This window comes from Pseudomonas brenneri (assembly GCF_007858285.1).
Classification (GTDB): Bacteria; Pseudomonadota; Gammaproteobacteria; order Pseudomonadales; family Pseudomonadaceae; genus Aquipseudomonas; species Aquipseudomonas brenneri.
The window spans coordinates 138,894-155,827 of sequence record NZ_VFIL01000004.1 but is presented as its reverse complement, the minus strand read 5'-3'; the positions used below and the strand labels follow the sequence as shown (position 1 = coordinate 155,827).

16 protein-coding genes are annotated in these 16,934 nt (G+C 62.4%); 10 read left to right on the top strand and 6 right to left on the bottom strand.

The annotated features are described in order from the left end of the window. Nucleotides 1-2 precede the first annotated feature (2 nt). Nucleotides 3-905, bottom strand: coding sequence for a LysR substrate-binding domain-containing protein (locus tag FJD34_RS10120; RefSeq protein WP_065942324.1), 903 nt, complete (start codon nt 903-905; stop codon nt 3-5). 206 nt (nt 906-1,111) lie between these two features. Between FJD34_RS10120 and FJD34_RS10115 the strand changes: the two genes are divergently transcribed. From FJD34_RS10115 to FJD34_RS10085, 7 genes are all read left to right on the top strand, one after another. After that, on the top strand, nt 1,112-2,059 hold the full coding sequence (locus FJD34_RS10115) for a branched-chain amino acid ABC transporter permease (RefSeq protein WP_090290862.1): 948 nt from the start codon (nt 1,112-1,114) through the stop codon (nt 2,057-2,059). Continuing rightward, complete coding sequence (locus tag FJD34_RS10110; RefSeq protein ID WP_032861002.1) at nt 2,056-3,156, top strand: ABC transporter permease subunit; 1,101 nt, start codon at nt 2,056-2,058, stop codon at nt 3,154-3,156. Before FJD34_RS10115 ends, FJD34_RS10110 begins: the two co-directional genes overlap by 4 nt. Beyond that, nucleotides 3,153-3,926, top strand: a complete 774-nt coding sequence (locus FJD34_RS10105) for an ABC transporter ATP-binding protein (protein ID WP_032861001.1) — start codon at nt 3,153-3,155, stop codon at nt 3,924-3,926. Before FJD34_RS10110 ends, FJD34_RS10105 begins: the two co-directional genes overlap by 4 nt. Next, nucleotides 3,919-4,635, top strand: a complete 717-nt coding sequence (locus tag FJD34_RS10100; protein ID WP_029292968.1) for an ABC transporter ATP-binding protein — start codon at nt 3,919-3,921, stop codon at nt 4,633-4,635. Before FJD34_RS10105 ends, FJD34_RS10100 begins: the two co-directional genes overlap by 8 nt. Before the next feature lie 84 nt (nt 4,636-4,719). Then, nucleotides 4,720-5,859 (top strand): branched-chain amino acid ABC transporter substrate-binding protein, encoded by a 1,140-nt coding sequence (locus FJD34_RS10095; RefSeq protein WP_090290863.1) that lies wholly within the window; start codon nt 4,720-4,722, stop codon nt 5,857-5,859. 80 nt (nt 5,860-5,939) lie between these two features. Beyond that, nucleotides 5,940-6,431 (top strand): L-2-amino-thiazoline-4-carboxylic acid hydrolase, encoded by a 492-nt coding sequence (locus FJD34_RS10090; protein WP_032860998.1) that lies wholly within the window; start codon nt 5,940-5,942, stop codon nt 6,429-6,431. Next, nucleotides 6,428-7,663, top strand: a complete 1,236-nt coding sequence (locus FJD34_RS10085; protein WP_090290864.1) for a Zn-dependent hydrolase — start codon at nt 6,428-6,430, stop codon at nt 7,661-7,663. Before FJD34_RS10090 ends, FJD34_RS10085 begins: the two co-directional genes overlap by 4 nt. A 136-nt stretch (nt 7,664-7,799) precedes the next feature. Here FJD34_RS10085 and FJD34_RS10080 read toward each other — a convergent pair whose 3' ends face one another. Beyond that, a complete protein-coding gene (locus FJD34_RS10080; RefSeq protein WP_090290865.1) occupies nt 7,800-9,155 on the bottom strand; it encodes an amidase in 1,356 nt (451 codons plus the stop codon). A 13-nt stretch (nt 9,156-9,168) separates the two neighbouring features. Further along, nucleotides 9,169-10,500, bottom strand: a complete 1,332-nt coding sequence (locus tag FJD34_RS10075; RefSeq protein WP_032860995.1) for an MFS transporter — start codon at nt 10,498-10,500, stop codon at nt 9,169-9,171. 213 nt (nt 10,501-10,713) lie between these two features. Between FJD34_RS10075 and FJD34_RS10070 the strand changes: the two genes are divergently transcribed. Beyond that, a complete protein-coding gene (locus FJD34_RS10070) occupies nt 10,714-11,742 on the top strand; it encodes a LacI family DNA-binding transcriptional regulator (RefSeq protein ID WP_090290866.1) in 1,029 nt (342 codons plus the stop codon). A 22-nt stretch (nt 11,743-11,764) separates the two neighbouring features. On the opposite strand, the gene FJD34_RS10065 is transcribed toward FJD34_RS10070, so the two are convergent. Beyond that, nucleotides 11,765-12,553, bottom strand: a complete 789-nt coding sequence (locus FJD34_RS10065; protein WP_032860992.1) for an AraC family transcriptional regulator — start codon at nt 12,551-12,553, stop codon at nt 11,765-11,767. Between the two features lie 84 nt (nt 12,554-12,637). On the opposite strand from FJD34_RS10065, the gene FJD34_RS10060 reads away from it, so the two are divergent. Then, entirely contained in the window at nt 12,638-13,636 is a 999-nt protein-coding gene (locus tag FJD34_RS10060) for a bile acid:sodium symporter family protein (protein ID WP_090290867.1), read from the top strand. An 87-nt stretch (nt 13,637-13,723) separates the two neighbouring features. Further along, nucleotides 13,724-14,908 carry a sugar transporter gene (locus FJD34_RS10055; protein WP_032860989.1) on the top strand — a complete coding sequence of 395 codons (1,185 nt, stop codon included), beginning with the start codon at nt 13,724-13,726 and terminating at the stop codon, nt 14,906-14,908. 54 nt (nt 14,909-14,962) lie between these two features. On the opposite strand, the gene tal is transcribed toward FJD34_RS10055, so the two are convergent. Both tal and FJD34_RS10045 read right to left on the bottom strand, forming a co-directional pair. Next, nucleotides 14,963-15,886, bottom strand: a complete 924-nt coding sequence (gene tal / locus FJD34_RS10050) for a transaldolase (protein ID WP_032860988.1) — start codon at nt 15,884-15,886, stop codon at nt 14,963-14,965. Nucleotides 15,887-15,908: 22 nt separating this feature from the next. After that, on the bottom strand, nt 15,909-16,862 hold the full coding sequence (locus tag FJD34_RS10045; RefSeq protein WP_032860987.1) for a sugar-binding transcriptional regulator: 954 nt from the start codon (nt 16,860-16,862) through the stop codon (nt 15,909-15,911). Nucleotides 16,863-16,934 lie beyond the last annotated feature (72 nt).

Genomic DNA, 16,934 nt, shown 5'->3' with positions numbered 1-16,934 from the left:
TGTCAGGGGCTGTGGCCCAGGTGGCCCTTGATCCAGTCGTACAGGTTATTACCCTCGCTCGACAGCTCACTGTTGGCCCGGCGACACAGGTAATACTGGCGACCGTCATCGACCGGCACATCAAACAATTGCACCAGCTCACCGCTGGCCACCAAGGGCGCCACCAACGGCGCACGCAGCAGCGAGCAGCCAAGGCCGGTGAGGGTGGCGATCAGGGTCAACTGGCCGTCCTCCAACAACAGACCATTGTGCGTGTTGCTGTGACTGGCCTCGGCGACATCGAACCATTGCCCCCAGGTGCCGCGTTCTTCGTCGTGCAGCAGTGGCAGTTCGCTGAGCGCCTGCGGTGTGGCGATAGGACCGTGGCGCTGGAGGAATTGGCGGCTGCAAAACGGCGTGACTGCGCCGCTGATCAGTGGCTCGCTGTGATAGCCCGGCCAGTGCCCGGTGCCGAAGCGGATCGACAGGTCGGCGGCATCGCTGGGGTAGCTGCGGTGGTTGGCGTAGGTGATGTTGATGTCCAGCGCCGGGTTGGCACTGAGAAATTGTGGCAGGCGCGGGATAAACAGGTTGGTCGCGAACATCGGAATCAGGCTGATGGTGACCTGGCGCGTCGCGCTTTTTTCCCGCACATGTTCGGTGGCGCTGCGCAATACCGCGAAGGCCGAGCGAATCGCCCGGTAGTACTCGCGGCCTTCTTCGGTCAGCCCCAGGTTGCGGCCCTGGCGCAGGGTCAGCGGCTGTTGCAGGAAGCTTTCCAGCAAGTGCAGCTGATGGCTGACAGCCGAGGGCGACACCCCCAGTTCGCGGGCGGCGGCATTCACCCCGCCATGGCGGGCAAAGGCCTCGAAGGTGCGCACGGCACGCAACGGTGGATCGTTGGCTAATTGTTCTAAATTATTCATGTGTTGAATTAAATACTAAGTAAAAAGATAAATAAAGCGGCTTTTGTATGGAGAAAACGCCGTAAATAGGGCGTTTTTTATTTGGTATAAACATATTCCTTTCAGATATTTGATAAAAACAGAATAAATAACTAGTGTTCCGCGCTCGGGCTTTTAGTCGGTGCGCCCTGGCACCGATGTTTTTGTGTATGGAGTTGATGGTTCTCATGGATGCGTTTATCCAGCAACTGCTTAACGGCTTGCTGTCGGGCAGTCTCTACGCGCTAGTGGCCTTGGGTTACACCATGGTCTACGGCATTTTGCGGATCATCAACTTTGCCCACGGCGATGTGTTGATGATCGGTGCGCTGGTGGGCCTGTCGGTGATCCGTGTGCTGCAGGCGGCCTTCCCGGATATGCCGCCGGTGCTGTTGCTGCTGGCCGCGGCGATGATCGCCATGGCCTTCTGTGCGGTGCTGGCGGTGGTGATTGAGCGCGTGGCTTATCGGCGCTTGCGTAACGCGCCGCGCCTGGCGCCGTTGATCAGTGGTATCGGCGTGTCGCTGTTGTTGCAGACCGTGGCCATGCTGGTCTGGACCCGTAACCCGCAGATGTTCCCGCAGCTGCTGCCCCTTGCCCCCATCGAAGTGCTGGCTGGCGATGCCACCCATGCCGCCGTGACCAATGCCACTGCGCTGACCACCATTGGCGTGGCGTTGAGCCTGATGGTCGGGCTGTTGCTGCTGGTGGAGCGCACGCGTTTTGGCCGGGCCATGCGCGCCGTGGCCGAGAACCCGCAAGTGGCGAGCCTGATGGGGATCAATCCCAACCGCATCATCGTCATGACCTTCGCCATCGGCGGCGCCCTGGCCGCGCTGGCGGGCATCATGATGGCCAGCAACTATGGCAGCGCGCATTTCTATATGGGCTTCCTGCCCGGCATCAAGGCGTTTACCGCGGCGGTGCTGGGCGGCATCGGCAACCTCAAGGGCGCCATGCTCGGCGGCCTGCTGCTGGGGCTGATCGAAGCCCTGGGCACCGGCTACCTCGGTGCCGCCACCAACGGCGTGTTCGGCAGCAACTATCAGGACGTGTTCGCCTTTATCGTGTTGATCGCGGTGCTGGTGTTCCGGCCCCAGGGGGTGTTGGGCGAACGACTGGCGACTCGCGCATGAGCCTGGCAACCGCTGTGAGCCCTTCGAGCAAACGCGCCAGCCTGGGTCTGTTGCTGTTCGCCCTGGCCCTGGTATTGGCCCCGTGGATTGTCGGGCATGCCGGCGGCAATACCTGGGTGCGCACCCTGGACTTTGCCCTGCTGTACATCATGTTGGCCCTGGGCCTGAACATCGTGGTGGGTTATGCCGGCCTGCTGGACATGGGCTTTATCGCCTTCTATGCGGTGGGTGCCTACCTGGCGGCCTTGCTCTCGTCGCCCCATCTGTTGCAACAGTTCCCGGCCTTGCTGGCGTTGCTGCCGGAGGGCATGCACACCTCGATTTGGCTGATCCTGCCGCTGGCAGCGCTGCTGGCGGCCGGGTTCGGGGTGATCCTTGGGGCGCCGACCCTGCGCCTGCGCGGCGACTACCTGGCCATCGTCACCCTGGGTTTTGGCGAGATCATCCGCATCCTGCTGCGCAACCTGGACCGCCCGGTGAATCTCACCAACGGGCCCAAGGGCATCGCCCAGGTCGACCCGGTGACACTGCTGGGCGTCAACCTGGGGCGCACCCAGGAGCTGTTCGGCCTGCGCCTGCCCTCGGTCTACCTCTATTACTACCTGTTCGCCGCACTGGTAGTGCTGATCCTGTTTGCCTGCATCCGCCTTGAGCGCTCGCGTATCGGCCGCGCATGGATGGCGATCCGCGAGGACGAAGAGGCGGCCCAGGCCATGGGCCTCAATACCTTGCGCCTGAAGCTGTTGGCGTTTGCCATTGGCGCAGCGTTCGGCGGTATCAGCGGGGCGCTGTTTGCCTCGTTCCAGGGCTTTGTTTCACCGGAATCCTTCACCCTCAACGAGTCCATCGCCGTGCTGGCCATGGTGGTGCTCGGTGGTATGGGGCATATCCCCGGGGTGATTCTGGGCTGTGTGTTGCTCGCCGCCCTACCCGAAGCGTTGCGCGCCAGCATGGGCCCCTTGCAGCAGGCGCTGTTTGGCCAGGTGCTGGTGGACCCGGAAATTATCCGCCAGCTGTTCTACGGCCTGGCGCTGATTCTGGCGATGCTGTATCGACCCGCCGGCCTTTGGCCGAGCCGCACAGGAGGTGCACCTTGAACCATCCGTTATTGCAGATCGAGAAGGTCAATAAACAGTTTGGCGGCGTGGCCGCGCTCGATGACGTGAGCTTGAGCATCGAGGCCGGGGAAATCTACGGCCTGATCGGGCCCAATGGCGCCGGCAAGACCACCTTCTTTAATGTGATGACGGGGCTGTACACCCCGGACTCCGGGCGCTTTCAACTCGACGGCCAGGAGTACCAGCCCACGGCGGTGCACCAGGTGGCCCGCGCCGGCATCGCCCGCACGTTCCAGAATATCCGCCTGTTCAACGCCATGAGCGCCCTGGAAAACGTCATGGTCGGGCGCCACGTGCGCACCCATAACGGCGTCTGGGCAGCCTTGAGCGGGCATTCGCGCGGGCGCGAGGAAGAAGCACAGACCCGCGCCCATGCCCACCGCCTGCTGGCCTATGTCGGCCTGGCCGGGTTTGCCAACTACCGCGCCGACAGCCTGTCCTACGGCCACCAGCGACGCCTGGAAATTGCCCGCGCCCTGGCCACCGAGCCGCGCCTGCTGGCCCTCGACGAGCCGGCTGCGGGGATGAATGCCAGTGAGAAAGTGCAACTGCGCAGCCTGCTGGAAAAAATCCGCGATGACGGTCATACCCTGTTGCTGATTGAACACGACGTGAAGCTGGTGATGGGCGTGTGTGACCGCATCAGCGTGCTGGACTACGGACGCGTGATCGCCGTGGGGGCGCCTGCCGAAGTGCGTCGCCACCCGCAAGTGATCCAGGCCTACCTGGGAGCCGGCGCCCATGTCTGAAGCGTTGTTGCAGATTGCCGGCCTGAAGGTGCGCTACGGCGCCATCGAGGCGGTCAAGTCCCTGGATCTGCATATTGATGAAGGCGAGCGGGTCACGTTGATCGGCGCCAATGGCGCGGGCAAAAGCTCCAGCCTCAAGGCCCTTACCGGTCTGCTGCCGGCCGCTGCGGGGCAGATCCGTTTTGCCGGGCGCTCGATCCTGAACCTGGCGCCCCATGAGCGCCTGACCCTGGGCATCGCCATGGTGCCGGAAGGGCGTGGCATTTTTGCGCGCATGAGCGTGCTGGAAAACCTCCAGGCCGGCGCGTTCCTGCGCCGCGACCCACAGCAGGTCAACCTGGAAATCCGCCAGCTGTTCGAACACTTTCCGCGCCTGGAAGAGCGCTTGCAGCAGTCGGCCGGCCTGCTCTCCGGTGGCGAGCAGCAGATGCTCGCCCTGGCCCGTGCGTTGCTGTCCAAGCCACGGCTGCTGGTGCTCGATGAACCGTCCATGGGCCTGGCGCCGATCATGGTCGAAAAGCTGTTCCAGGTGATCGATGATGTGTGCCGCCAGGGCATGACCCTGCTGCTGGTGGAGCAGAATGCGCGCCTTGCGCTGCAAGTGACTGACCGCGCCTATGTGATGGATACCGGGCGCATCAGCCTCAGCGGTGCCAGCGACCAATTGCTCGACCACCCCGAGGTGCGCAGTGCTTACCTCGGTGAATAACCTCAATACAAACGCCACCGGACGCCCGGCGTGTTTCGCCCACCCCACAGGCCATGAGGGCCTGATGAGAAACAGGAAAAAAGCATGAACAAGACTGCCCCCTTCAAACGTGTACTGTTGTTGAGCCTGGCCCTGAGCGGTGTGGCCCAGGCCGACCAGACGGTACTGATCGGCCTGGCCGGCCCCTTGACCGGCCCGTCGGCGCGGATCGGCAAGGACCTGGAGAACGGCGCGCAACTGGCCATTGACCAGGCCAACGCCAAGCACCCGAAAATCAATGGTGAGGCCGTGACCTACAAGCTGGTTTCCGAGGATGACCAGTCCGACCCGCGCACCGCCGTCACCGTGGCCCAGCGCCTGGTGGACGAAGGTGTGGTCGGCGTGGTCGGCCACTGGAACACCGGCACCAGCATTCCTGCGGCGCGGGTCTACCATGACGCCGGGATTGCCCAGGTCGCACCGGTGGCTACCGGTCACGCCTATACCCAGCAAGGTTTCGATACCAGCTTCCGGATCATGGGCCACGACGATGACGGCGGCCAGGTAGCCGGTGACTACGCGCTCAAGACCCTCAAGGCGCAGCGCATCGCCGTGATCGACGACCGCACCGCATTCGGCCAGGGCCTGGCGGACCAGTTCGTCAAATCCATCGAGGCCGGTGGCGCCAAGGTGGTTGCGCGCGAATACGTGGACGACAAGACCATCGATTTCAGTGCGGTGCTGACTAACATCCGCGGGCAAAACCCGGACCTGATCTTCTTTGGTGGTGTCGACTCCCAGGCTGCACCGCTGGCCCGGCGCATCAAGCAGTTGGGGATCAAGGCCCCCTTGATGGGGGCTGGCGGCTTTGTCAGCCAGACCTTCCTGCAACTGGCACAGAACGAAGGCGAGGGCGTGATCGCCCTGGAACCGGGCCTGGCCGTGGCACAGATGCCGGGTGGCCAGGCGTTTGAAGAGGCCTACAAGACGCGCTTCAAGAGCAATATCGAGCTGCACGCACCCTTCGCCTATGACGGCGTTGGCGTGTTGATCGCCGCGATTGAGCAGGCCAACTCCACCGATCCGCAGAAGTACCTGCCGGTACTGCGCGCCATCAGCTATCCAGGCGTGACCGGGACCATCGCGTTTGATGCCCAGGGCAACCTGCAGAACCCGTCGTTCACCGTTTACCAGGTCAAGGCCAATCAATGGCAACCGGTGAGCGTGGCTGGCGGTAAAAAGTAACGCGCTGAATTTCAATGTAGGAGCTTCTTATAAGGGAGCTCCCACATTGGATCTTCGCAGCCATTTGAATGAGGTACACCATGAGCAAACTGGAAGGTGAACTGGGCATCCTGGCCCGCCGGCGCATCGAAGCCGAGATCATCAAGCCGATCTACGAAATCCTCGTGCGCGAGCAGGGCAAGGCCTTTGCCGCAGCGGTGATTGGCGAAGCGGTGGGCAACGCCGCGATCCAGGCGGGCAAGCACTTTGCCGCCCAGGAAGAGCAGGGCGCCGACCTCAAGAGTTTCGTTGAGCTGCAAGTGCTGTGGGAAAAGGACGATGCGCTGAAAGTCGAGATCATCGCCAGCGACGCCGAGCATTACGACTATGACGTCAAGCGCTGCCGCTATGCCGAGATGTACCACGAAATGGGCCTGGGCGAGATCGGCCACCTGTTGTCGTGCAACCGCGACGAGCTGTTTATCGTCGGCTACAACCCGAATATTGAATTGACGCGCACCCAGACCATCATGGGCGGCGCGCCAAGCTGTGACTTCCGCTACCACGCCAAGCCCCAGGGGCCACGCTCGTGAGCGCCCTGGCGCGGGTCAACGGCGAGCGCTTGTGGGACTCGCTGATGGAAATGGCGCAGATCGGTGGCACGCCCAAGGGTGGCGTGTCGCGCCTGGCCCTGACCGACGAGGACCGGCGCGGGCGTGACCTGTTCGTGGCCTGGTGCACAGCGGCCGGCTGTAGCATTCGTGTGGACGCCATGGGCAATATCTTCGCCCGCCGCGCTGGCCGCCATGACCACCTGGCCCCGGTGCTGACCGGCTCCCATGGCGACTCGCAGCCAGCCGGCGGCAAGTTCGATGGCATCTACGGCGTGCTTGCCGGCCTGGAAGTGCTGCGCACCTTGAACGACCTGGGCATCGAGACCGACCGGCCGATCGAGGTGGTCAACTGGACCAACGAAGAAGGCTCGCGTTTTGCTCCGGCGATGATTTCCTCGGGGGTGTATGCCGGGGTGTTTGACCTGGAATACGGCTTGTCCCGCGAAGACAAGGCCGGCGTGACCATCGGCCAGGCGTTGCAACAGATCGGCTACGCCGGCGCGCACCCGGTGGGTGGCCAGGCGGTGCATGCGGCGTATGAACTGCATATCGAACAGGGCCCGATCCTCGAAGCCCAGGACCTGACCATCGGCGTCGTTACCGGCGCCCAGGGCCAGCGCTGGTATGAAGTCGAACTGAGCGGGCGCAGTGCCCATGCCGGCACCACGCCCATGGATCACCGCCTGGATGCACTGCTGGGCTTTGCCCGGGTGGTGGAAGCGGTCAACCAGATCGGCCTGGCCCAAGGCGCCGAAGGGCGTGCGACGGTGGGCATGGCCAATATCTTTCCCAACTCGCGCAATGTGGTGCCGGGGCGGGTGTTCTTCAGTGTCGAGTTCCGCCACCCCGATGAAGCGGTGCTGGGTGTGCAGGACCAGCAACTGCATGAGGCGGTGGCCCGGATTGCTGAAGGGATTGGCTTGCAGGCCAGCGTCAAGCAGATCTTCCAGTACGCGCCGATTGCCTTCGACAGTGACTGCGTGGAAGTGGTACGGGCCTCGGCCGAGGCCTTGGGTTATAGCCATCGGCGGATGATTTCCGGCGCTGGGCATGATGCCTGCTACCTGAACAAGGTCGCGCCGACGGCGATGATCTTTGTGCCCTGTGTGGATGGCTTGAGCCATAACGAGGCGGAAGAGATCCACCCGCATTGGTCGACAGCCGGGGCGGATGTGCTGTTGCAGGCGATTCTGGCTTCGTCGCGCGAGTGATGGGGGTACCCGCCCAAAAATGTGGGAGCGGGCTTGCTCGCGAAAGCAGTGGGTCAGTCAACATCAATGTTTGCTGGGCCGACGTCTTCGCGAGCAAGCCCGCTTCCACAGGGGACAAGATATACCCCAAAAAACCTTAGCCGCGCACAAACAGCCTGCTCATCACCTGCAACAAGCGGTCATCCTCGCCCGCCGCGCCAATCACCTGCAACCCCACCGGCATGCCCCTCACGTGCCCCACCGGCAGGCTGATCGAGGGCAGTCCGATGAGGTTCCAGGCACTGGTATGGCTGAGCACGGCGGCGCGCACATCAATGTCCTGTTCGCCTACCCGGACTTCGCGCGCATTAACCTCGGTGGCGGTAATCGGCACGCTGGGTGAGACCAGCAAGTCATAACGTTCGAACAAACGTGCCATCGCCGCTTTGTACTGCGCCTGGCTGGCCTGTGCGCGAATGTATTGCCAGCCTTTGACTTCGCGCGACACCTCAAGGCGTTCGCGTACCTCAGGGTCAAACGTGTGTGGCGCATCGCGCATGCGCTCGGCATGCACCTCAAAGGCTTCGGCACGTTGCAGTGTCTGCAAGGTGTCCTTCATGCCGGCCGCCATTGTTTGCAGTTCGTCAGTCTCCTGCAGCGCGTCGCCGAATAACTGCTGCGCCGCCTGATAAACCTGTCGATTCACCTCGGCGTCGACCGGGCCGAAGCTGCCACTGGTGATCCAGCCCACCCGCAGTGGTTGCGCATTGGCAGCCGGCGCACAAGCGCGGCCTGCCAACACTTCGAACAGCAGGCGCGCATCTTCAACGTGGTTGGCGATGGGGCCTACGTGGTCGAGGCTGGAGGACAGTGGGAACACGCCTTCTACCGGCACGCAGGCAAACGAGGGCTTGAAGCCGACCGTGCCGCACAATGCCGACGGAATCCGGATTGAACCGCCGGTGTCCGTACCCAGCGCCAGCGGCACCATGCCGCTGGCCACCGCCGCGGCACTGCCGGCGCTGGAGCCGCCGGTGATGCAACGGGCATCCCACGGGTTGCGTGCAGCCCCTTGCAGCGAGCGGTCGCCGGTCGGGCCGTAGGCGAACTCGTGGGTCAAGGTCTTGCCGATAATCACGGCTCCAGCCTCGCGTACGCGTTGCACGCACAGCGCATCGTGGTCCGGCTGGAAGCCGTCGAAATGCGCTGAGCCGTAGGTGGTGACATAGTCAAACGTGTCGATGTTGTCTTTGACCGCTACCGGTATGCCGTGCAGCGGGCCCAGGTCCTGGCCTTGGGCCAACAGCGCATCGGCCTTGCGCGCCAGGGCCAGTGCGACGGGTGCATCGACGCTGACGAACGCATTCAATAGCGGATTCAAGCGTTCGATGCTGTCCAGGGCGGCTTGCGTCAGCTCGACACTGGTCACGTTGCCGGCACGCAGGCGCTCGGCCAGCGTGACGATCGACAGGCCAAAAAAGTATCCAGTGTGGGTAGGCTTCACCAGGCTCATATAAGCAACTCCATCAAACAACGGCGGGTATAGAGGACGGGGCTTGCTGGCGCCCACCTGGGCGCACCATCAGCATGGCGCTCATGCCCAGCGCCGTGGCCACGGCAGCGGCTACGAACATCGATGAGTAGCCGTAACGAACGGTCAGGTAGCCAGTGAGCATTGGGGCGATGAACGAAGCGGTGTTGGCGATGAAATGCGTCATGCCGCTGTAGGCGCCAACCCGATTGGAGGGCGCAGTGTCGATCACCACGGCCCAGTAGACGGAGTTGGGCAGCGCGTTGAGCGCGTTGGCCAGCGTCATCAGGGCAATCACACCCCAGACGGTCTGGGCCTGGGAAACCATGATGAAACACAGGGTTGTCAGCAGCAGGCAGGTCGCGGCCAGCCAACTGCGGGCGACTTTCAGGTTGCCGGTGCGGCGCAGCAGCAGGTCCGAAATCTTGCCGCCCAACAGCACGGTGAAGCAGGCGCCGGTCCAGGGGATCATGCCCATGTACCACAGCGACGACAGGTTGTAGTGGAACTCGTCCTGCAGGTATTTGGGGGTCCAGGTCAGCAGCAGGAAGGTCACGTATACAAACGAGAAGTAACCGACGGCGTTGAGCAGTAGGTCCTTGTTCTTGAAGAAGTGCCAGATCGGCGCCACGCTGGTGGTGGGCGTTGATGCATTGGCGGCTTCGGCGCGCTCTTTGCGCAGGAAGTCGAGTTCCGCCTTGGACACGCGCGGGTTTTCATCCGGGGTGTTGGTGAAGCGGGTCATGAAAAAGATCAGCAGCAACAGACTGACCACACCCAGCACCACAAACATGCTGCGCCAGCTACCGGTCAGGGTTTGCAGGCCCACAGCCACGGGCGCGGTCAACAGCGCACCCAACGGGGTGCTCAAAAGCCCGACCGAGACGACGAAACCGCGCTCTTTGGGCGTGGCCCAGTTGGCCACGCTCTTGTTGATCACCGAGTACGCCGGACCTTCGGCAAACCCGAACATCACGCGGATCGTGGCAAAACCGGCCATGGCCGAGCCTCCCAGGAACGCCAGCCCGAAATCGCCGGCAAAGGCCGTGGCAATTTCGAAGATCGACCACGTGGCGCCGGCGATCAGCCAGATGCGCTTGGCACCAAAGCGGTCGGCCAGGATGCCACCGACCAGTGCCCCAAGAATGTAGCCGTAACCGAAGTAACCCAGCACATTGCCCCAGTCGGCTTTGTCGAAACCATACTCGGGAAGAATGCTCGCCGACGCATAGGCAATCGCGCCGCGGTCAATGTAGTTGAGCAGGGCCATCAGCATGATCAGGAAGAAAATCTGATAGCGGAAAGACGGGATAGCAAGGCTATTCATAGGGATCTGACTCTTCAAAATGATGGCAGAAGTCAAAAAGTCGGCCGCGTCCGGCGTATTTTTATTGTGTTGCCCAAACGTTTGGGTTGGCGAAATGTAAGGCGGCAGAAAATTTTAGTCAAACGTTTGGGTAAAGATTTATCTGCGGTTGCGACGCGCCTGTTCGGGTAGACTCTGCGCGCTAAATAACCGACTGCTGGAAGCCTCTCAACCATGTCGAGCCCATCTCGCCCAGCCACCTTGAAGTCCATGGCGACCGCACTTGGCGTGCATGTTTCCACCGTGTCCCGGGTACTCAATGGCGACCCGGCGGGGGTAGAGCGTGCGGCGTCGGCAGACGTGGTGGCGCGTATTCGTGCATTGGCCACAGAGCTGGACTATCGGCCGAACACCCAGGCATCGAGCCTGAAGTTGCGCAAAAGCCAGGAAATCTGTGTGCTCATGCCAAGGCTCACCGATCTGGTGATGGCGACTATTTATGACAGCATTGACAGTGCCGCCGAACAGGCCGGCTACCTGACCTTCGTCTCCAATACCGACGACCAGCAAACACGCCAGATGGCACGTGCCGAACACGCCTTGCGCCGCTCGGTGGCGGGGCTGATCGTCGGTGATTCACATGTGGGCGAAAGCCAGCCGCTGCTCGACCTTCTGACGCGCAAACACATTCCCTACGTGCTAGTCAGTCGCCAGATTGCCGGGCATCTGGCTGCGTGCAGTGACGATGAACTGGGCGGCTGGTTGGCGGCCGAGCACTTGTACCAGTTGGGCTGTTGCGAGGTGGCCATTCTGGCGGGTGAGCGGCATGCCTCGACCGGAGCTGATCGCACACGCGGGTTTACCCGCTATTACCGCGAGCAAGGCATCACGCTACGCCCGGAGTGGACGCTCAATGGTCCTTTCGACAGCCTGACCGGGCACCGCCAGGGCGAGTATCTGTTGGGCCTGAGCCCACGGCCCCAGGCGTTTTTTGCGGTCAATGACTTCCTGGCCATCGGCTTGATGGGGGCCGCACGTGACAAGGGCTTGATGCCGGGCAAGGACATTGCCGTGGTGGGTTTCAACGACATACCGCTGGCCAATGAATTGATGGTGCCACTGACCAGCGTGCGCCTGCCGTTGGCCGAGATGGGCCGACATGCGGTTGAGCTGTTGCTCAAGCGCATCCAGGGTGAGGCTGTCGAATCGATCATGCTGACGCCGCAGTTGCAGGTGCGGGCGAGTTCTTCGGTGTTGCGCTGAAGGTGTGGGAGCGGGCCAGAGATCAGCGAAAAAACTCCCCTGGCGTCGCATCAAACTGCTGGCGAAATGCCGCAATAAACGCCGAAACCGACTCATACCCACACCCCAGCGCCACATCCGTCACCCGTTCCCCGCGCTCCAGGTCGGGCAGGGCGCCGAGCAATCGCAACCGTTGGCGCCAGGCGCGAAATGTCAGGCCGGTATCGCTCAAGAACAACCGGCTCAAGGTTTTCTCGCTGATGCCCAACTTCTGGCTCCACTGCCCCAACGTGGTCGCCTGTTCCGGGTGCAGGCTCAAGCTGCGATAGATCTGCCGCAACCGGCTGTCCACAGGCAGCGGCAGCATCAAGTCGACCTGCGGTGCGGCGGCCAATTGGTCCAGCAGCACCTGCGCCAGGCGGCCGTCCGGGCCATCCTCGGCATATTCCACCGGCAGTTCGCTGAAACGCCGAATCAGTTCGCGCAACAGGTCGCTCACCGCCAATACCTGGCAGCGCTCGGCCGCCCAGGTCGTCACGCTACAGTCCAGGTACAAGCTGCGCATTTCGGTATGGGGCGAACTGAACACGCGGTGCGCCATCCCCGCCGGGATCCACACGGCCCGTTGCGGCGGAGCGATAAAGCGCCCGGCGCTGGTCTGGATCTCCAGCACCCCGCTGATTGCATAGGACAACTGCACCCACGGATGGCTATGGCGGCGGGTCAGGGCGCGGTTGGGCAGGGATTCGGTGCGGCCATACACCGGGCGCGGCAGGCTGGAGAGCCCGGGGATGGTGCGGCGAACGGCCTTTGCATGTCCTTTAGGCGGCATTTACTGGCTCATTGGCGTTAGTCGGTAATAGGTCGTTACGTTAGAGTCGGCACAACGCCCTGGCAACCCCCGGAAAAACAGCCCATGACCCGCCCCCGGTTTTTACCCGACAATTTCACCCTGACCTTGATTGCCACGGTGCTCCTTGCTTCCTTGCTGCCAGCCAGCGGCCAGACCGCTGTGGCCTTTGGCTGGGTGACCAACCTGGCGATCGCGCTGTTGTTCTTCCTGCATGGCGCCAAACTGTCGCGCCAGGCCATCGTCGCCGGGGCCGGGCACTGGCGTTTGCACCTGCTGGTGTTCAGCCTGACCTTCGTGCTGTTTCCGCTGCTGGGTCTGGCGCTCAAGCCGCTGTTGGCGCCGATGATCGGCAAAGACTTGTACATGGGCATGCTCTATTTGTGTGCGTTGCCGGCCACGGTGCAGTCGGCGATTGCCTTTACTTCGCTGGCGCGGGGCAATATCCCGGCGGCGATCTGCAGTGCGGCGGCGTCCAGCCTGTTCGGGATTTTCCTCACACCGTTGCTGGTGACTCTGCTGCTCAACGTACACGGTGATGGCGGCTCTACCCTGGATGCCATTCTCAAGATCAGCGTGCAACTGCTGCTGCCATTCATTGCCGGGCAGATCGCCCGGCGCTGGATCGGCGAGTGGGTGGGGCGCAATAAAAACTGGCTGAAGTTCGTCGATCAGGGTTCGATCCTGCTGGTGGTCTACGGCGCTTTCAGCGAAGCGGTCACCGAAGGTATCTGGCACCAGATCCCGCTATGGGAATTGGGCGGCCTGGTGGTGGCGTGCTGCATCTTGCTGGCGCTGGTGCTGGCAGCGTCCGCGCTATTGGGTAAAGCGTTTGGTTTTAATCAGGAAGACCGCATCACCATCCTGTTCTGCGGTTCGAAGAAAAGCCTGGCCACCGGGGTGCCGATGGCCCAGGTGTTGTTCGCCGGCAGCACCATAGGCGTGTTGATCCTGCCGTTGATGCTGTTTCATCAGATTCAATTGATGGTTTGCGCGGTACTGGCCCAGCGCTATGCCAACCGCCCGGAAACCATTCCCGAGATCATGGCGCAAGTCGATCCCTGAACCATCGTGTTACTATTTTTGCGCGCCGCTCAAGGGCTGGCATCGGGCCGTCAGGATCGGCGCGTAACAGAGTAAAACGACCCGTCGATGAGCACTTGCGCCGCAACACCTCAAGCCAACTGGCAACCGGTCATCGCCCTGGCGTTGGCCGCCTTTGTATTCAACACCACGGAATTTGTGCCGGTCGGCCTGCTCAGCGCCATCGGCGCGAGCTTCGACATGCCCATCGCCAAGGTCGGCCTGATGCTCACGATTTATGCGTGGGTGGTGTCATTGACGTCGCTGCCGGTGATGTTGCTGACCCGTAACGTTGAGCGGCGCAAGCTGCTGATCGTGTTGTTCGGCATGTTTATCGCCAGCCATATCCTTTCCAGCGTGGCTACCAGCTTTGGCTTGTTGATGGTCAGCCGTATCGGCATTGCCTTGTCCCATGCGCTGTTCTGGTCTATCACCGCCTCCCTGGCAGTGCGCCTGGCGCCGCCGGGCAAGCAGGTGCAGGCGCTGGGCTTGTTGGCCACAGGCACCTCGTTGGCGATGGTCCTGGGCATTCCCTTGGGTCGCCTGCTGGGTGAAGCCATGGGCTGGCGCACCACATTCATTGTGATCGCCGGCTTTGCCGCCGCCCTGGTGTTCTGGCTGGCGCGCACCTTGCCGCTGTTGCCGAGCCAGAACTCCGGCTCGCTGCGCAGCCTGCCGATGCTGTTCAAGCGCCCGGCGCTGGTGGCGTTGTATATCTTGACCGCAATGGTGGTCACTGCCCAATTCACTGCCTACAGCTACATCGAGCCTTTTGTCGAAGGCGTCGCTGGCCTGGGAGGCAATGCGGTGACCCTGGTGCTGCTGGTGTTTGGCGGGGCGGGGATCATTGGCTCGTTGCTGTTCAGTGTGCTGCACCGTTTCAATCCCTACCGTTTTCTGCTGGTGGCCGTATCGGTGCTGGCGCTGTGCCTGGGGCTGCTCTTGCCACTGAGCGGCGATGTCTCGTACCTGGTGGTGTTGAGCGTGTTCTGGGGCATGGCGATCATGGCCTTTGGCTTGGCCTTGCAATCGAAGGTCCTGGTGCTGGCGCCGGATGCCACGGATGTGGCGATGGCGATGTTCTCCGGGATCTACAACATCGGCATTGGGGGCGGGGCGTTGCTGGGTAGTTGGGTTGGCGGGCACTTCGGCTTTGCCTGGATTGGCGCAGCGGGGGGCTTGCTGGCGGTGGCGGCGTTGGGGCTGTATTGCCTGTCGATTTATCGGTTTGGGCAGGGTGGATCAAGCGAATAAGGCAAACGACGTTTGCGGTATGAGCCGGCAAGCCGGCTCATACCCGGGAGACGTTTATAGCCCTGCCAACACGGCCTCCAGCTTCTCCTGATCCCGCGCAAACTGGCGAATGCCCTCGGCCAGTTTTTCGGTCGCCATCGCATCTTCATTGGACGCCCAGCGAAATTGCGCTTCGCTTAGGTGCTGACGCGGCTCACCGGCTACGCCCGGCTGCAATTTGCGCTGCAGCGGCCCCTGGTCGGCATCCAGTTGTTGCAGCAGGTCGGGGCTGATGGTCAGGCGGTCGCAGCCGGCCAGTTGTTCGATCTGGCTCAGGGTACGGAAGCTGGCGCCCATGACCACGGTCTGGATGTCGTTGGCCTTGTAGTAGTTGTAGATGCGCGTCACCGACTGCACGCCTGGGTCCTCAGCGCCGGTGTAGTCCAGGCCGGTGCTCTTGCGGTACCAATCGTAAATGCGACCCACGAACGGCGAAATCAAAAACACCCCGGCGTCAGCACAGGCCTGGGCCTGGGCGAAGGAGAACAGCAGGGTCAGGTTGGTCTGGATCCCGGCTTTTTCCAGGCGCTCGGCAGTGCGGATACCTTCCCAGGTCGAGGCCAGCTTGATCAGCACCCGGTCACGCCCCACGCCAGCCTGGTCGTAGAGGGCGATCAATTGGTTGGCCTTGGCCCACAGCGCCTCTTCATCGAAGGACAGGCGCGCATCGACTTCGGTGGAGATACGCCCCGGAATCACCTTGAGAATGCCGCAGCCCACCGACACCGCGAACTGGTCGCACGCCAGGCCCACATCACCCTTGGCCTGGGCGACGGCGCTGCGCAGCAGGTCGGCGTAGTCCGGGATGGCGGCGGCCTTGAGCAGCAGTGACGGGTTGGTGGTGGCGTCCACCGGGCGTAGGCGGGAGATGGCGTCAAGGTCGCCGGTGTCGCAGACCACGGTCGTGAATTGCTTGAGTTGTTCGAGTTTCGAGGTCATGGGCGGGCAATCTCCTTAAAGGTTAGGTGTTGAGGGCCTGGGCGGTTTCCAGGTCGGTGACCAGTACGTCCAGATAGCCGCCCTTGAGCGCGCCACGAATCGCCTGGACCTTGTTCAGCCCGCCTGCCAGGCCCAGCACGCGTTGGATCGCGCGCAACTTGGGCAGGGCGACGGACACGACGAATTCTTCATCCTCTTCCAGTACCGGGCGGCCTTCGGCGTCGAAGTAACGCAGGCAGATATCGCCCACTGCGCCACGCTCGGCCAGCAGGCGCAGCATGTCTTCGGTGTAGTAGTTGCCGCTGTTGCGCAGCAGTTGCGAGGGTTCCAGGTCACCGATGCCGACAATCGCCAGGGTGATGCTGTCGAAGCGGTTGAGGACTTCCTTGACCTCTTCCATCTCGATGATGCGCTGCTTGCTCTCCACCGATTGCTCGATGCTTTGCGAGGGCAGCAGGAACGCCGGGCAGTTGAGCAGGGTGGCCAGGCGCTGGGTCAGCAGGGTGGCCTCGAACGCGCCTTTGTTGCCGACGCCGCCGAGCAGTTGCACCACTTCCTCGGCGCCTTGCTTGCCGGGCTGCACATGCAGATGGCCAACCATGGCACGGATGGTGCTGCTCCACGATGAGATGCCGATATGGTCCTGGGGCGACAGGCTGGTTTCCAGGTAGTGTGCGGCGGCCGAGCCGATGGCTTGCTTGATGCTCTCATCGTTGCCCGGTTCCGTGGCTTCGACCACGATTACCCGGCGCACGCCATAGCGGCGCTGCAACTGGCTTTCCAGCTCCAGGTGCAGGCCTTGCAGGCGCATTACGCTGATTTTTACCACGCCTTCCTGCAGCGCCCGGCGCAGGGCGCGGCTGATAAAGGACTGGGACAAGTCGAGCTGTTCGGAAATCTCGGATTGCTTGAGCCCTTCCTCGTAATAGAGGCTGGCGATCTTGGTGATCAGGCGCTGTTCTTCGATCTGGCTCATGAAGGCCTCAGGTTCCTTATCGTGAGGGGCACAACAACAATGCCGGTGAGGATACCAAACCGGCGCCGCTCG

Excerpts from the sequence above, each read along its gene's own strand:
- FJD34_RS10120 (WP_065942324.1), bottom strand. The coding sequence starts at position 905 with ATGAATAATTTAGAACAATTAGCCAACGATCCACCGTTGCGTGCCGTG.
- FJD34_RS10115 (WP_090290862.1), top strand. The coding sequence starts at position 1,112 with ATGGATGCGTTTATCCAGCAACTGCTTAACGGCTTGCTGTCGGGCAGT.
- FJD34_RS10110 (WP_032861002.1), top strand. The coding sequence starts at position 2,056 with ATGAGCCTGGCAACCGCTGTGAGCCCTTCGAGCAAACGCGCCAGCCTG.
- FJD34_RS10100 (WP_029292968.1), top strand. The coding sequence starts at position 3,919 with ATGTCTGAAGCGTTGTTGCAGATTGCCGGCCTGAAGGTGCGCTACGGC.
- FJD34_RS10095 (WP_090290863.1), top strand. The coding sequence starts at position 4,720 with ATGAACAAGACTGCCCCCTTCAAACGTGTACTGTTGTTGAGCCTGGCC.
- FJD34_RS10090 (WP_032860998.1), top strand. The coding sequence starts at position 5,940 with ATGAGCAAACTGGAAGGTGAACTGGGCATCCTGGCCCGCCGGCGCATC.
- FJD34_RS10080 (WP_090290865.1), bottom strand. The coding sequence starts at position 9,155 with ATGAGCCTGGTGAAGCCTACCCACACTGGATACTTTTTTGGCCTGTCG.
- FJD34_RS10075 (WP_032860995.1), bottom strand. The coding sequence starts at position 10,500 with ATGAATAGCCTTGCTATCCCGTCTTTCCGCTATCAGATTTTCTTCCTG.
- FJD34_RS10070 (WP_090290866.1), top strand. The coding sequence starts at position 10,714 with ATGTCGAGCCCATCTCGCCCAGCCACCTTGAAGTCCATGGCGACCGCA.
- FJD34_RS10065 (WP_032860992.1), bottom strand. The coding sequence starts at position 12,553 with ATGCCGCCTAAAGGACATGCAAAGGCCGTTCGCCGCACCATCCCCGGG.
- FJD34_RS10060 (WP_090290867.1), top strand. The coding sequence starts at position 12,638 with ATGACCCGCCCCCGGTTTTTACCCGACAATTTCACCCTGACCTTGATT.
- FJD34_RS10055 (WP_032860989.1), top strand. The coding sequence starts at position 13,724 with ATGAGCACTTGCGCCGCAACACCTCAAGCCAACTGGCAACCGGTCATC.
- tal (WP_032860988.1), bottom strand. The coding sequence starts at position 15,886 with ATGACCTCGAAACTCGAACAACTCAAGCAATTCACGACCGTGGTCTGC.
- FJD34_RS10045 (WP_032860987.1), bottom strand. The coding sequence starts at position 16,862 with ATGAGCCAGATCGAAGAACAGCGCCTGATCACCAAGATCGCCAGCCTC.